Origin of the sequence: Streptomyces sp. NPDC092369 (assembly GCF_044755245.1) — a bacterium.
Taxonomy (GTDB): domain Bacteria; phylum Actinomycetota; class Actinomycetes; order Streptomycetales; family Streptomycetaceae; genus Streptomyces.
Map to the genome: position 1 here is coordinate 1,024,113 of NZ_JBIVQP010000001.1, position 14,481 is coordinate 1,038,593.

The following is a 14,481-nucleotide window of genomic DNA, read 5'->3' on the forward strand; positions in this document are numbered from 1 at the left end:
GCTCAGTTCACCTCCGATCCGCGGGCCCAGCGCGGGACGTACCGACGGTTGTCTTCGGGGATGAGGAGGGGGGCGGGCTTGGCCGGGGCCGCCAACAGCGAGGCGGCCAGGGCCAGATGCAGCAGATAGGGCGAGGCGTCACCGAGACCGGCCTCGGTGTACGAGGCGATCGCGCAGTAGCTGATCAGGAAGATCGCGCAGGCCCTCTCCAGTGACGGCGGCCGCAGCAACGCGACGCCGCCGAGCACGACGATGATCGCGGCGACGAGGGTGACGCCGATCAGACCCTGTTCGTTGTAGACGGCCAGCCAGCTGTTGTCGATCGGCAGCCCGCCGAACGACTTGTCGCCCAGGCCCACGCCGAACAGCCGCTGTGCGGTCGACCGGGGCTCGGCCAGCAGGGCGTTCCAGACCTTGGCCCGGCCGGTGAGGCTGGAGAAGTTCTCCTGGCTCTGCCCGCGCAGGAACCAGGTCTGCAGCGCGGAGGCGAACCCGACCGCGGCCACCACGCAGATCAGCACCGCCCAGGTGAAGAAGCGGCGGGCCGCGGCACTGGTCAGAACGAGCGAGCCGATCGCGAGCGCCAGCCCGAGCAGCAGGCCGAGCGTGGCCGTCCGGGTGTGGGTCAGCGCGAGCAGCACCAGCGTCGGCACGATGACCAGCACGGCGCTGGTCCGGTCGGTCCGCTTGCCGATGACGAGCAGCACGGTCAGCCCGATGATGACCGCCGCGTACTGTCCGATCTGCGGCGGGGTGAGCGGCCACAGCGCGCCGACGAGGCGTCCGCCGTACAGGTCGGGCAGGGCCTTGCCCGGGGCGACGACCAGGCCGAGGGCCACCGAGCCGAGGACCGCGAAGTAGGCCCGGATGTGGTGGCGGACGAATGTCGCACTGCCGTCCCACCAGCGGCTGAGCAGCCACAGGGTGCCGACGAAGAGGGTCAGCCGGAAGCAGCGGAACAGCGCGCCCGTCCCGGACTCCAGGCTCGCGCTGGAGATCACGCTGGACACCAGCAGCAGGCTGAGCAGCAGCACGTAGGCGCTGGACCTGATGCGCACCCGCTGGTTGACCACGAGTGCCAGGCCGAACGCGGCGACCAGCGCGCCCATCGTGACCATCTGGATGAGGGAGCGGGGCAGCGGGACGATGGTCTTGGCCCCGGCCGAGCCGAGCGTGTTGAGGATCAGCAGCCCCCACACGATCCCGACGGCCTTCGGGGTGCGGGCCGGGCGCGGTTCGGCGCCCGGCTGCGTTCCGGCCCTGTCCGGTCCGCCGGGGAGACCCTCGCGCGCGGGGTTCTCAGCCATCTCCACCACCCACCCGCAGATCTAGGGTGCTGCTCTTGTCCTGTCGGTACGGCGCCGCCTGCCACTGTCCGAAGTCGAGCACCCGGCTCTGGTCCTGGGCGACGAACTTCCACGGTCCGACGTAGACGTTGTCGTGCCAGCGGTTGTGCTGCTTCTCGGTGATGGCGTCGGCCACCCGCTCGCCCTGGTAGGGCGACCAGTCCGGATAGGTGCCGTAGTTGGACAGCAGCGCCATGCGGTCGCACATCTCCGTGCACTTGACGACGGACTCGTCGAGCACGAATCGGTTGTCGTGGATGTCCACCCGCTGGGTCTTCCACCGGCAGTCGGAGTAGAGGGGAGCCTTGGCGATGGCCGGCCGCGCGCACGTGGCGGTCCTCTTCACCAGCAGCGTGCAGTCACCCGACGAGGTGTTGGCCGGGCTGTTGCAGAACCGGTCGGCGTTCTCCCACAGGGTGATCCCGGACCAGTTGTTCTCCAGCACGTTCCGGTAGACATCGATCTTGTCGGTGCGGGCCGCAACCCGTGGTTCGCCGCCGGACTCCGACAGATAGACGGTCGCGTAGGGGAAGTTGTCGCCGCCGTCGGCCGCCTTGCGGCCCTCGACCCAGTTGTTCCGCCGGATCGTGTTGTCCCGGATGACCGCGTTGTAGCTGGTCTCGTAGATCAGTGCGGCTCCGTCGTTGTCCTCGATCACGTTGTTCTCGATGCGGAAGTCGTTGTTGTTGGTGTCCGCCCACAACCCCGTTCCACGGTTGTCGTGGACCCAGTTGCCGCTCACGTCGGCGCGGTCGACGGCCCAGAACTTGATGCCTCCGGTGCAGCCGCAGCCCTCCCGCCGCCGCTCCCAGTCGCCGGTGTTGTTGCCCACGATCTCGTTGCCCTCGACCACCAGGCCGGTGATGCGGCCGTCGCCCTTGTACGCGTTCATGCCGTACTGGCCGTTGTCGCGCAGGCAGTTGGCGCGGACCCGCTGGCGGTCGCCGGCCATCAGCCCGGCACCGGAGTTGTCCTGGATCGTCGTGTGTTCGATCGTCCATCCGTCGGCCGAGTCGTGGTTGACCACGCCCTCGTCCAGCGGCGCGACGAATCCCCGCACGGTCAGATGGCTGATGGTGACATCGCTCGCGGCACCGGCGAAGGCGTACTGGTTGACCTTGCGGCCGTCGAGCACCGCGCCCGGCGCGCCGAGGTAGCGGTCCCCCTTCTTGGGGATGACCTGCGCGTAGCGGTCCCGCTCGAGTCTGTGCGTGCCCGGCCGGAGCCAGAACGTGGTGTTCGGGGGGCTGCTCTTGGTCTTCGCCGCCAGATCGCCGACCACGGCGGGGTCCACGGTCACCGCGCCCGCCGGTGCCTTCGCCGGTCCGGCGGCGGGGTTGGCGCACACCCGGGCCACGGTCCGGGAGGCGGACATGGACGTGGACGGCGCGGCGCTCGGCTTCGCGTCCGGGGCGCTCGACGTGCTCTCGCAGCCGGTCACGGTCAGCACGGCCAGCGCCGGCAGCGCCGCCGCCAACGCCCAGTGCCGTCTCCTGATGCCCACGCGCCCCCCTAGCCGCGGAATCCGAGCACCGTGGTGAACCCGTCCGTGCCGTCGGCGAATCCGGTGCCGACGAGCGTGGTGGTGGGTTCCTTGCGCCCGAATCCGGCGGAGTACCACCCGAGCGGTGGGTCGGTCTCGCCGCGATGTGCCCGCCAGGACAGCTGCCCGGGCAGGTCGAGCACCGCGGACCGCCCCTCGCCGTCCCGGATCCAGGTGAGCACCGCCCGGTGCCCCACCAGGTCGGCGGCGATCGCGGGGCCGAGGTGGAACGCCAGGCGGACCTCCTTGCGCGGGCCGCGTACCTCGTCGACGATCCTCAGCTCCTGGCTCGCGGCGGCCAGCTCCACCCGGCGGCGGTGCACCGAGCCCTGGTAGCCGTCGTGCTCCGCGGCCCAACGGGCCACCCCCGCACCGGAGTCGTCCACCTCCAGGACGCGGCTGCGGGCGTGCCTGGTCCACAGGAACGGGCCGCCGGAGACGGACTGGTCACCGCCGTCCAGTTGCAGGGTGTTGTGGCCGAGCGTCGAGCGGAAGTACTGCCGCCACACGGGCTGACCGTGGTAGCAGTACGTCCCCGGATCGGCGAGCACGTCGACTCCGTCGTGCCGCACCTCCACGGACAGCGCGTCGGCGTGGGCGTGCGCGGCGATGGACAGGAAGCCGTGCGGGCCGCCGTCGCAGCGGCACCAGATCTCCTCCGGACCGCGCAGGACGGTGAGCCCGGCGTCGGCGAAGTGGGCCGGTCGGGTCGCCGGGCGGGTGGTTGCGTCCTTCGTGTACGGCCGGACGAGCGCGGTCAGCAGCGGAGTGCGCACGTCGGTGGCGATCACCTCGGGCCACCAGTCGAGCCGGCCGAACACGGCGTCGCCGGTGGCCAGAAGGGAGGCCCAGCGGTCGGTGCCCGCGCCGTCCAGGATCAGGCCGTGGCCATCGTCCGCGTCCCCCTGGCGGGGCGGTCGCAGCCGGTTGTCCACCACGGCCGCCAGCGCGTCGGTCATCCGCAGCAGCACCAGCCGCAGCGAGTCGGGCACCGGCACGTCGGCGGCATCGGCCTCGGCCAGCGCGGCCAGGCCGAGTTCAAGGACGAGTCCGTGGTACTCGGTGGCCAGTTCGCGGTTGAGGCCGGAGTCGAAGGTGTTGGCGCGCAGCTGCCGCTCCAGCGAGCGCAGGGCGTCCGATCGCCAACGCGCCGAGGAGGGGAACCAGTTGAACGCGCAGGCCGCGGCGAACTGTCCGGCGGTCTCGGCGATGACGTGGTTGTTCGCGGAGGAGCCCCGGCTGGGGAAGCCGGCCAGCCAGCGTTGGTGGTGCCAGATCTGGTTCAGCGCCACGGGGTTGGCCTCGAACAGCTCGGTCGCGCCCGGCCAGCCGTCGAGCAGCCGGCGGATCCACACCCACGACAACAGCCGGATGCCCAGCTCGATACCGCTGATCCAGTGCACGCCGCGCAGGGGCGGGTTGGCCGCCCACCACGACCGCAGATGCTCGGCCACGCGCTCGGCGTACCGCTCGTTCCCGGTGATCGCGTAGGCGGCGGCGAGCACGGTCAGGTACTGGTGCCGCGACAGCTCCCAGATCTGCTTGATGTCCCCGACCGCGTCCTCGTTGCGGTACGGCACGTCGAAGGCGTAGCCCCAGGGAGCCCGGCGCCCGGTCTTCGGGTCGGACCACCAGTCCGGATCGTCCAGGTCGTCGCGGACCACCCCGAAGTACTCGGCGTGCCCGTACATCAGCCGGTCCGCCTCGGCGACCAGACGCTTCGCGGCGTCCGGTGCCACCGAGGCGATCGCCTCTTTCGGCAGGACCGCGGTGAACCGGGCACCGGTCACGCCCGGGCAGTCCGGCCGCGCCGAGCGCCACCGCCGCCTGCGCACGGCGTCGCCCGCCCGGCCCGCGACCTCCCGCGGTCCCATCCGGGACAGCCGGCGCAGGTACCAGCCCGCGCTCATGGTCATGGCTGCCTCGCCAGGGTCACCGGTGCGCCGCCCGCAAGACCGGCCTGCACGGCGAGAGTGGCCACCGTCGTGGCGACCAGCGACTCCAGCGGCACCGGCATCGGTCCGCCGGTCCGAACCGCCTTGACGAACGCGGCCAGTTCGGCGTTCTGGCCCTTGTCCCGGGCCTTGGGCAGCCGTGAACTGACCCACTTCTTGGAGCCGTGGACGGAGGCCCGGACGAAGTCGTCGAGCCGCAGCACCTTTCCGTCCGCGACCAGGTCGAGCGTCTCCTTGGGGAATCCGGGCGCGCCGGTGGTGACGTAGCTGATGGTCGCGGTGGATCCGTCCGGGTAGCGCAGGACGACCTGGAGGTCCTCGTTGCCGGGCGCGGCCGTCGCGTACACGGAGACCGGGTCGGCGTCGAGGAGCCAGCTCGCCGTGTCGACGAAGTGGCCGCCCTCGCCGGCGAACCGCGAGCCCTCGGCGCCCTGTTGGAGATACCAGCTGCCGTGCTGCAGCTTGCCCGCGTTGACCAGGTAGCGCAGGTTCGCCGGACCGGTGCGGGCGCCGAACCGCTCCTTGGCCTCCTGGAGCAACGGTGCGAAGCGGCGGTTGAAGCCCACCTGGAGGCGGTCGTTGCCTGACTCCTCCACCGCCGCGAGCACGCCGGCCAGTTCGTCCTCGGTGAGGGCCAGGGGCTTCTCCACGAACACGGTCTTGCCGGCCAGCAGGGCCTGCCGGGTCAGCTCGGCGTGCGAGCTGTGCCGGGTGACGACGAACACCGCGTCGACGGATGGGTCACCGAGGACGGCGTCGAGGTCGGTGGTCGCCTTGGCGAAGCCGAACTTCCGCTGCGCGTTGGCCCCGGAGAGCGCCGTCGTGGTGACGACGGTCGCCAGCTCGACGCCCTCGCGCCGGGCGAGGTGCGGCAGCAGCATCGACGTCGCGTAGTTGCCCGCGCCGACGAACGCGAAACGCACCGGACTCTTCGCGGACCGGGCCGGGGTGGACGTCCCCTCGCTGCGGCGGACCTCGGGCACGGCCACCGACGGGGCCTCCGGCTCCCCCGCTTCCCCCGTCTGCTCGGGGTACTTGAACAGCACGGCCACGGCCTTCAACTCGCCGTCCTTCAGGCGCTGATACGTCTCCACGGCGTCGTCGAAGTCGGCGATGTGGGAGACCAGGGGGTCCACGTCGACGCGGCCGCGGGCGACGAGGTCGAGGAAGCAGGCCAGGTTGCGGCGCTCGGTCCAGCGGACGTAGCCGATCGGGTAGTCGCGGCCCTCCAGCTCGTACGAGGGGTCGTAGCGCCCGGGGCCGTAGGAGCGCGAGAAGCGGACGTCGAGTTCCTTCTCGTAGTACGCGTTCCACGGCAGGTCCAGGCGGCACTTGCCGATGTCGACGACCCGGCCGCGGTCCCGTGCGAGGCGGGCGGCCAGTTCGACGGGCTGGTTGCTGCCGCCGCCGGCTGCCAGGAACACCTGGTCCACGCCGTGGCCGTCGGTGAGTTCGGCGACGGCCGCTTCCACGGCGGCGGACGCGGGGTCGCCGCAGGCCGCGGCGCCCAGGCGCTCGGCGAGCTCGCAGCGCGCCGGGTCCGGGTCGGCACCGACCACGCGGACGCCCGCGGCGGTGAGGAGCTGGACCACCAGTTGCCCGATCAGGCCGAGGCCGATGACGAGCGCGACCTCGCCGAGCTGCGGCTCGCCCTGGCGGACACCCTGCATCGCGATCGAGCCGACCGTGCCGAAGGCCGCGTGCCGCGGGGCGAGGCCGTCGGGGACCGGGGCGTAGAGGTTCTTCGGCACCCAGTTCAACTCGGCGTGCAGCGCGTGCTCGTTGCCCGCGCAGGCCACGAGGTCGCCGACCTTCACGTCGTCGATCCCGGCGCCGACCTGCTCGACCACTCCGCACAGCGAATAGCCGAGCGGGGTGTAGGAGTCCAGCTTGCCCATCACCTTGCGGTAGGTGGCGGGCAGTCCGTTGGTGGCCACGCTCTGCATGACCTTGGCCACCTGGTCCGGGCGGGAGCGGGCCTTGCCCAGCATCGACATGCCGGCCTCGGAGACCTTCATGAGCTCGGTGCCGGTGGATATCAGCGAGTAGGCGCTGCGCACCAGCACACCGCCCGGCTTGCACCCCGGTACCGGAACGTCGAGCACCGCCAGCTCGCCGCTCTTGTAGTTCTGTACAACCTGCTTCACCGGAACTCCTGTTTTCTAAGCCGTCGTCCGAGCGCTCCGGGCGGAGCCAGAGGTCGCGTCGCGATACCAGTACTCGAGGGTCAGTACGTGCCACAGATGCTTGGAGTAGTCCGTCTGTCCGGCGGCGTCCTCGGCGACCATCCGGGCCAGCGCGTCCCGGCGCAGCAGCCCGGACCGGACGAGCTCGCCGTCGTTGACCACCTCGCGCACCAGCGGTGCCAGGTCCCGGCTCATCCAGGCCCGCAGCGGGGCGCTGAACAGGCCCTTGGGCCGGTACACGATCTCCTTGGGCAGCACCGAGGTGGCCGCTTCCTTGAGGGCGGCCTTGCCCTGGCGCCCGACGATCTTGCGGTTGCCGGGTACGGCGAACGCCGCCCTGACCACCTCGATGTCCACGTACGGCACCCGGACCTCGGTCGACGCGGCCATGCTGGAGCGGTCGGTGTAGGCGAGGTTCAGGCCCGGCAGGAACATCCGGGCATCGGTCAGGCACATGCGGTTGACGAAGTCGTCGAGGTCGTTGTCCTGGTAGACGTCCGTGTGCTCGGTGATCACGTCGTCGACCGTCCCGGCGAGATCCGGGTTGAGCAGGGCGAGCAGCTCGTCCTGGTCGTACATGGTGTAACTGCGCCGGAAGGCGGTCTCCTCCGGCAGATCGGCGAAGGACAGGAACCGCTTCGCGAAGCGCACCGACCGGTAACCCCGGGTGGCCGAGGCGACCGGCAGCCGGTCCACGACCCCGGACACCCCGCGCCGCAGGGGCCGCGGGACGCGCTGGTAGCGCAGCGCGAGCAGGTTGGCGAAGTGCTTGCGGTACCCGGCGAACAGTTCGTCCGCGCCCATGCCCGAGAGCATCACCTTGACCCCGGCCTCCCGGGCGGCCATGCAGATCAGGTACGTGTTGATCGCGGCGGGGTCGCCGATCGGCTCGTCCAGGCTGTACGTCATCTGCGGCAGCAGGTCGAGCACGTTCGGGGCGATCTCGATCTCGTGCAGGTCGACACCGAACCGCTCGGCGACCTGCCGGGCGTAGCGCAGGTCGTCCGGCATCGCCTCGAACTTGGCGTCTTCGGCGCGGAATCCGATCGTGTAGGCGGAGATCCCGGGCTGGTGGCGGGCCGCCAGCGCGGTCAGATAGCTGGAGTCGAGGCCGCCGGAGAGGAAGGTCGCCACGGGTACGTCGGAGAGCAGGTGGCGCCGGGTCGACTCCTCGACGATGGCGGCAAGGTCCGGCTGTTCACCGGCCAGGGCGCGGTCCCGGCCCTCGGCGGCGACGTCCTTCAGGTTCCAGAAACTGCCGCGCTCCACCCGGCCGTCGGGCCGGCACCGCAGCCAGCTGCCCGCCGGCAGCTTCTCCGCCTCGCGGAACGCGCAGCGGGAGTCCGGCACCCAGTAGTAGAGGAGGGAGGCCACCAGCGCGGCCTGGTCGACCTCCAGGGACTTGCCGGTCGCGGCGGCGAGCGCCTTGAGCTCGGAGGCGAACATCAGGCCCTCGCCGCGCCGGAGCAGGAACAGCGGCTTGATGCCGAGCTGGTCGCGGACGAGGACCAGGTCGCCGGTGCGCTCGTCGAAGACGCCGAACGCGAACATGCCGCGCAGCCGGGGCAGGCAGTCGGTGCCCCAGCGCCGCCAGGCCTCCAGGACCACCTCGGTGTCGGAGGTTCCCCGGAAGCGCACCCCGGTGGCCTCCAACTCGGCGCGGAGTTCGGGCGCGTTGTACAGCTCGCCGTTGTACGTCAGGGCGAGGCCGTCCGAGACCATCGGCTGGGCGCCGGTCTCGGAGAGGTCGATGATGGACAACCGGCGGTGTCCGAGCTGCACGTCGCCGTCACCGACCGGGTGGCCGTAGCGGCCCGCGCCGTCCGGGCCGCGGTGGGCGAGGGTGTCGGTGAGCCGGTCGGTCACGGCCTTTCCGTCCGGCCATCGGTACGTGCCCGCGATGCCACACATGTCCTACCTCACCTCCTGGTCGTTGTCCGGGACCCGGGCGGCCCGTATCGGCTGCCGTTCGGGGAGCCGTCGTTCCGTTCGATCCGTGGCGTTGTGCCAGGTCGGCCGCTCGGTCCGGCCGCGGAGCGCGTTGGCCAGGCCGTCCCACAGGGTGCCGTCGGTCCGGTCGCGCGGGTCGGGGTCGATCAGCACCACACCGACCACCGGGATGCGCTGGTCCGCGAGTTGCCGTGCCACGGTGTGCAGCCATGCGGCGCCGGCGTGCCCCGCGCGTACGACGAGCACGGTGCGGGTGCCGAGGTACTGGAGGTCGGTCCACGCCGTGCCGGGCGCCACCGAGCCGACACCGATCTGCTGGTTCTGCGGGGGCACGGTCGCGGCCTTCTCGCCGCCGACCACGGTGGGGTCCCCCGGTTTCGGGCGGCGGCGCGAGAGCTGCGTGCCGGGGAGGCCGTCGACGACGCTCACCGGACCGTCCTCCCCAAGGGCCCGGGCGAGACCGAGGGCGATCACGGCCGTGCTGCGCGCGCAGCCCAGTTCCAGCAGCGACAGCGACTCCGCCGAGCCGCGCGCGGTGCGGGCCAGTGTCGTGGTGAGCCGTTCGCGTGCCACCCTGGTCCGCCGTCGTTGCCACAACCGGCCGGACCTGCGCGGCAGTTCCGCGATGACCGAGGCGCCGAGGTTCGCCGCGATGTCCCGGCGCAGTACGGGGCGGTCCGCGACGACCACGCCGACCGCGGCCAGCGCGAGGCCGAGGAAGAGCCCGAGGACGAGTCCGACCACGCCGTCGGTGACGAGGGTCTTGGGCAGGGAGTGCCGCACGGCGCGCGGGGCGTCCACGATCTGGGTGCCGGCGACGAGCTGCGGCGCGCCGACGCGTGCCTCCTCGGCGCGTTGGCCGAAGTCGGAGATCTGCGAGGTGAGTTCGGCGCGCCGGGCGAAGAGCGACTCCAGGTTCGCCGCGTCCGCGGGGTCGGTGTCGGGCGACCTGCCGCCGATCGTCTTGTTGACGTCGGCGAGCTCCGACTGCATCCGGGCGCGCTGGTCGAGCAGGCCCTGGGCGTTGGCGTCGGCGATCTCCTGGATCCGCTTGGCGTGGTCCGCGACGAACGCCTGGGCCAGCGCCCTGGCCCGGGCCACCGCTTCCGCGTCGGTCTTGCCCGTCACATCGATCTGAAGGACGTTGTTGGTCAGTCCGGTGCCCCGGTAGTCCTTCATGAAGTCCTCCGGTTTTTCGGGGGACTTGAGGATCTTCAGGGCCTGGACGGCGATCCGTGAGGTCGCCAGCAGCTGGGCGTCGGTGCGGATCAGCGTTCCGGTGTCGTTCGGCTGGTCCTCCTGGTGCGCTACCAGCACCTTGGCCACGGCGGCCGGTGCCGGTGGCAGCAGGACCGCCACGGCCGCGCCGGCCAGCAGCCCGAGCAGTGCCATGGCGCCCCACAGACGGCGGCGTCTGCGCACCGCGACCACCAGCGCCTGGAGGTCGAGGAGCGGGGCGGCGGCCGACGGCTCCGAAGTCGTGCTCGTCGTCACGCTGAATCTCCTGTCGCGTGGCCATGGACCGCGAACGTCAAAGTGGCGTCGTCGGAAAGTCGGTCGGCGGCTCTCTCCGTCGTGCGGGTGCGGACCGTGCCGGCGACGACGACGCCGACGAGTTCGTGCCCGCCGTCCGCACACGCCTCGGCGATGCCGGCGAGTTCGGCGGCGGTCCAGTTCCCCGCGCTGAGGACGGCGAGGGCACCGGACTCGGTGTCGCTGTCCGGCACGATCGGCCGGTCCACCGAGACCTCCACGATCCGCAGCCGGGGGTCCCCGGTGGACTCGGCGACGAGCTGTCCGGCGGCCAGCCGGGCGACCTCGTCGCCTTCCGGTACGACGACCAGCAGCCGCCGGGGGGCGGGCAGTTGGTTCCGGAGGCGGGTGCACACCCGCCGGTAGCGGATCCGCCTCTCGGCCTCGTCGCCGGACAGCAGCGGGGTGGGCAGGTCCCATCGGGTGTCCGTGCCGAGGAACCGGCGCAGCCGGGCCCGTGCGCCGTGGCTCTCGGGCCGGTGCGCGTGCTGTTCGCCGGGCACGTCGACGGTGCCGAGGAAGGGTGAACCGAGCGCGGCGACGATCTCCGGTTCGGTGCGCAGCCGGCGGTTCACCCGGGCGGTGGCGAGATGCCCTATGACGGCGAGCAGAAGGAACAGCAGCGCCCCGCCGGCGATGAGCTGTGTCCTGGTCGGCGCCGCCGCGCCGGTCGGGCGGGGAGCCGGTCCCATGACGACCAGGCCGGCCTTGGCGGTCGCCGGGTTGGCCTCCTCCAGCTTCTTCATGGCGTCCTGCAGTCCGGTGCGCAGGGCTTCGAGCTCGGTGCGGGTCTGCACGCTCTCCACGGTCTGCCCCGGGTCCGCCGAGTCGGCCAGCTCGGTGATGCGGCGGTTGGTCTTGGCCACCTGCTTCCGCAACGCCTCCGTCGCCGTGTCCGCCGCGGGGTCGGTGCTGCCGCCCGCGATGCGGGTGGCGAAGGTGACGAACTGCTGGGCCAGCTGGTCGGCGAGACGCTGGGCGCGCTCCGGGGTGTCGGCCGTGCCCGAGACCTTGATGATGTTCCCGTCGTCGGCCTTGGCACTCACCTTGTCCCGCAGTTCGGTGCCGTCGACGCCTTTCCAGTGGAGCGCGGCGGCGGCGCGGTCGACCACCGCCGAGCTGGTGGCGATGTCCACCTGGGTCAGCAGTTCGCGTTCTTCCCACTGACCGGGCAGCAGGACCGATGCCTGTGCCGTGTAGCGCGGCGGAAGCAGCAGCACCGAGGTGCCGTAGCCGACGAGCGCGCCGACCACGGCGAGGACGGCGAGGAGCCGCCAGCGCCGCCGGAGAATCCGTCCGATCGTGGCCAGACGGATCGTGTCGTCATTCAATGGTGCGGCCTCTTCCCCGTACGGACCGGCCCACCCGTCGACACCGGGGCGTGGTCCCGGGTGGCGGCGGCGTAGGCGGCGAGCAGCGACGCTTGCGAGTTCTCCCAGGACAGCGGGCCGCTGATCCGCTCCTGGCCGATCCTGCCCATCCGGGCCCGCTTCTCCGGATCGTCCAGGAGCAGCGCGATGAGCTTGGCGAACTGGGCCTCGTCGTCGTCGGGCGCGTAGACGGCGGCGTCACCGGCGGAGACGCGCGCCTCCCGGAGGTCGAACGAGACGATCGGTCGTCCCATCGCCATGTACTCGAGGACCTTGTTCATGGTCGACACGTCGTTCAGCGGATTGCACGGGTCGGGGGAGAGACAGACGTCCGCGGTGCACAGGTAGCGCACCAGGTCGGCGTCCGGGACGCGCCCGGTGAACTGCACCTGGTCGGAGAGACCGAGCTGCCCCGCCAGCGCCACCATCGCGTCGAAGGCGTCGCCGGCGCCGACGAAGACCGCGTGCCAGTCGGTCCGGCCGACCTCGTCGCGCAGCTTCGCCAGGGCCCGCAGGGCGTAGTCGACGCCGTCCTGAGGTCCCATGACGCCGAGATAGCAGAGCAGATGGGACTTGCCGCGCTTCAACTCCGGCTCCGGCGGCACCGGTTGGAACCTGTCGGTCGCGGGCGCGCTGCGCACCACGAAGACGTCCTCCGGCCGCTTGCCACCACGGCGCAGTGCGACGTCCTTGTAGCTCTCGTTCGTGGCGAGCACGATGTCGGCGGCCCGGTAGGTCCGCCGCTCCAGCGCGCACACGGCGCGGTAGAGCAGGTCCTCGCCACGGTCGAACCGGGAAAGGTACAGCTCGGGCACCAGGTCGTGCTGGTCGAAGACGAACCGCGCCCCGCGCCGCTTCATCCACAGTGCCGGCAGGAACAGCAGGTCGGGCGGGTTGCAGGCGTGGACCACGTCGACCGGGCCGACCTTGCGGGCCAGCCGGAGCGTGTGCCAGAGCGCCGATCCGTACTCCCGCAGGTAGCCGGCCGGCCCTCCGGTGGCCGCGCGCAGCGGGTAGCGGTGGATCCGCACCCCGTCGATCACCGCCTCCGGCTCCGTGTCCCGCTTCTCGCCCCGGGGGCAGATGACGTGCACCTCCCAGCCCGCGTCGCGCAGTGTGGTGCACTCCTGCCACACCCGCCGGTCGAACGGCACCGACAGGTTCTCCACCAGGATCAGCGCGCGACGGTCGGTCCCGTCGCCGCCGGCCGCGTTACCGGTCGCGTTACCAAGCAAGGCCCATGTACCCCGGTTCGGTCCGGCGCGCGTCGGCGTCGGGAAGGCGGATGAGGTCGACGATCACCGGGCTGCCCGCATGGGGCAGCGCCGACAGCACGGCGGGATCCTTGGTCCCGACCAGACACACCTCGGCGTGCTCCAGCACCTCGTCGACGGAGTCGGCGAGCAGTTGCGCGAGATGGGGCAGCCGGCTCTCGATGTACTCGCGGTTCGCGCCGAGCAGCCGGGAGAGGCTCACGTTGGCGTCGTAGATCTTGAGGTCGTAGCCCTTGCCGAAGAGCCGCTCCGCCAGTTCGACGAGCGGGCTCTCGCGGAGGTCGTCGGTGCCGGGTTTGAAGGAGAGCCCGAACATTCCCACCTTGCGCTTGCCGGTGCGCTCGACCAGGTCCACCGCACGCTGGAGATGGTCGGAGTTGGAGGCCAGCACGTGGGAGAGGATGGGCACCGAGACGTCGGCCCGCTGCGCCGCGTGGACCAGGCTGCGCAGGTCCTTGGGCAGGCAGGAGCCGCCGAAGGCGAAGCCGGGGCGCAGATAGGCGGGGCTGATGTTCAGCTTGCGGTCGGCGAGGAACACGTCCATCACCTGGTGCGAGTCCACGCCGAGGGCCTGGCAGACGGCGCCCAGTTCGTTGGCGAAGCCGATCTTGAGGCCGTGGAAGGCGTTGTCCGCGTACTTGATGGCCTCGGCGGTCGGGATCGGCACCCGGAACACCTCGCCGGGCAGCCCGTCGTAGAGCGCCGCGACCGCGTCGCCGCTCGCCGGGTCGAGTTCGCCGATGACGGTCTTCGGCGGGTCGAAGAAGTCCTTGACGCTGGTGCCCTCACGCAGGAACTCCGGGTTGACCGCGACCCCGATGTCCACGCCGGCGGTGCCGCCGACGTGCTTCTCCAGGATCGGCACCAGCAGGTTCAGGCAGGTGCCCGGGAGCATCGTGCTGCGGAACACGACGGTCTGTCGTCCGCCCCGCTCGGCGAGCGCGGCGCCGATCTCCTCGGTGACCCGCTCCAAGTAGGTCGTGCACAGGCTGCCGTTGGGCTCCGACGGGGTGCCCACGCAGATCAGCGACACCTCGCTGTCCGCGATCGCCTCGCGGACGTCGCGGGTGGCGCGCAGTGCTCCGGTCCGCACGACCTCCGCGATGAGCTCGCCGATGCGCTCCTCCACCACCGGGGCCTTGCCGTCGTTGACCAGGTCGACCTTCACCTGGTTGACGTCCACCCCGATGACCTCGTGGCCCATGCTGGCCAGGCACGCGGCCGATACGCAGCCCACGTAGCCGAGTCCGAAAACGCTGACTCTCATGACCGGTCTCTCCCCCCAGGCAGGCCATCGCGGCCTGCGGTCCGCGCGTCGGTCGGA

Annotated in this window: 9 protein-coding genes; all 9 read right to left on the reverse strand. The window is 71.5% G+C overall.

Annotated elements, in window-relative coordinates:
* Window positions 1-2: 2 nt before the first annotated feature.
* From ACIQI8_RS04560 to ACIQI8_RS04600, 9 genes are read right to left on the reverse strand one after another with little or no spacing between them, the layout of a single operon-like run.
* On the reverse strand, window positions 3-1,307 hold the full coding sequence (locus ACIQI8_RS04560; RefSeq protein WP_402344869.1) for an O-antigen ligase domain-containing protein: 1,305 nt from the start codon (window positions 1,305-1,307) through the stop codon (window positions 3-5).
* Window positions 1,300-2,850 (reverse strand): right-handed parallel beta-helix repeat-containing protein, encoded by a 1,551-nt coding sequence (locus ACIQI8_RS04565; RefSeq protein ID WP_402344870.1) that lies wholly within the window; start codon window positions 2,848-2,850, stop codon window positions 1,300-1,302. Before ACIQI8_RS04565 ends, ACIQI8_RS04560 begins: the two co-directional genes overlap by 8 nt.
* A gap of 8 nt (window positions 2,851-2,858) precedes the next feature.
* Complete coding sequence (locus ACIQI8_RS04570; RefSeq protein ID WP_402344872.1) at window positions 2,859-4,805, reverse strand: alginate lyase family protein; 1,947 nt, start codon at window positions 4,803-4,805, stop codon at window positions 2,859-2,861.
* Window positions 4,802-6,991 (reverse strand): bi-domain-containing oxidoreductase, encoded by a 2,190-nt coding sequence (locus ACIQI8_RS04575; protein ID WP_402344874.1) that lies wholly within the window; start codon window positions 6,989-6,991, stop codon window positions 4,802-4,804. Before ACIQI8_RS04575 ends, ACIQI8_RS04570 begins: the two co-directional genes overlap by 4 nt.
* A 15-nt stretch (window positions 6,992-7,006) precedes the next feature.
* Window positions 7,007-8,941, reverse strand: a complete 1,935-nt coding sequence (asnB, locus tag ACIQI8_RS04580) for an asparagine synthase (glutamine-hydrolyzing) (RefSeq protein WP_402344876.1) — start codon at window positions 8,939-8,941, stop codon at window positions 7,007-7,009.
* Window positions 8,942-8,944: 3 nt separating this feature from the next.
* A complete protein-coding gene (locus ACIQI8_RS04585) occupies window positions 8,945-10,474 on the reverse strand; it encodes a Wzz/FepE/Etk N-terminal domain-containing protein (protein ID WP_402344878.1) in 1,530 nt (509 codons plus the stop codon).
* On the reverse strand, window positions 10,471-11,844 hold the full coding sequence (locus ACIQI8_RS04590) for a Wzz/FepE/Etk N-terminal domain-containing protein (protein ID WP_402344879.1): 1,374 nt from the start codon (window positions 11,842-11,844) through the stop codon (window positions 10,471-10,473). Before ACIQI8_RS04590 ends, ACIQI8_RS04585 begins: the two co-directional genes overlap by 4 nt.
* Complete coding sequence (locus tag ACIQI8_RS04595; RefSeq protein ID WP_402344881.1) at window positions 11,841-13,118, reverse strand: glycosyltransferase family 4 protein; 1,278 nt, start codon at window positions 13,116-13,118, stop codon at window positions 11,841-11,843. Before ACIQI8_RS04595 ends, ACIQI8_RS04590 begins: the two co-directional genes overlap by 4 nt.
* On the reverse strand, window positions 13,108-14,424 hold the full coding sequence (locus ACIQI8_RS04600) for a nucleotide sugar dehydrogenase (RefSeq protein ID WP_402344884.1): 1,317 nt from the start codon (window positions 14,422-14,424) through the stop codon (window positions 13,108-13,110). The genes ACIQI8_RS04595 and ACIQI8_RS04600 overlap by 11 nt, the downstream gene beginning before the upstream one ends.
* Window positions 14,425-14,481 lie beyond the last annotated feature (57 nt).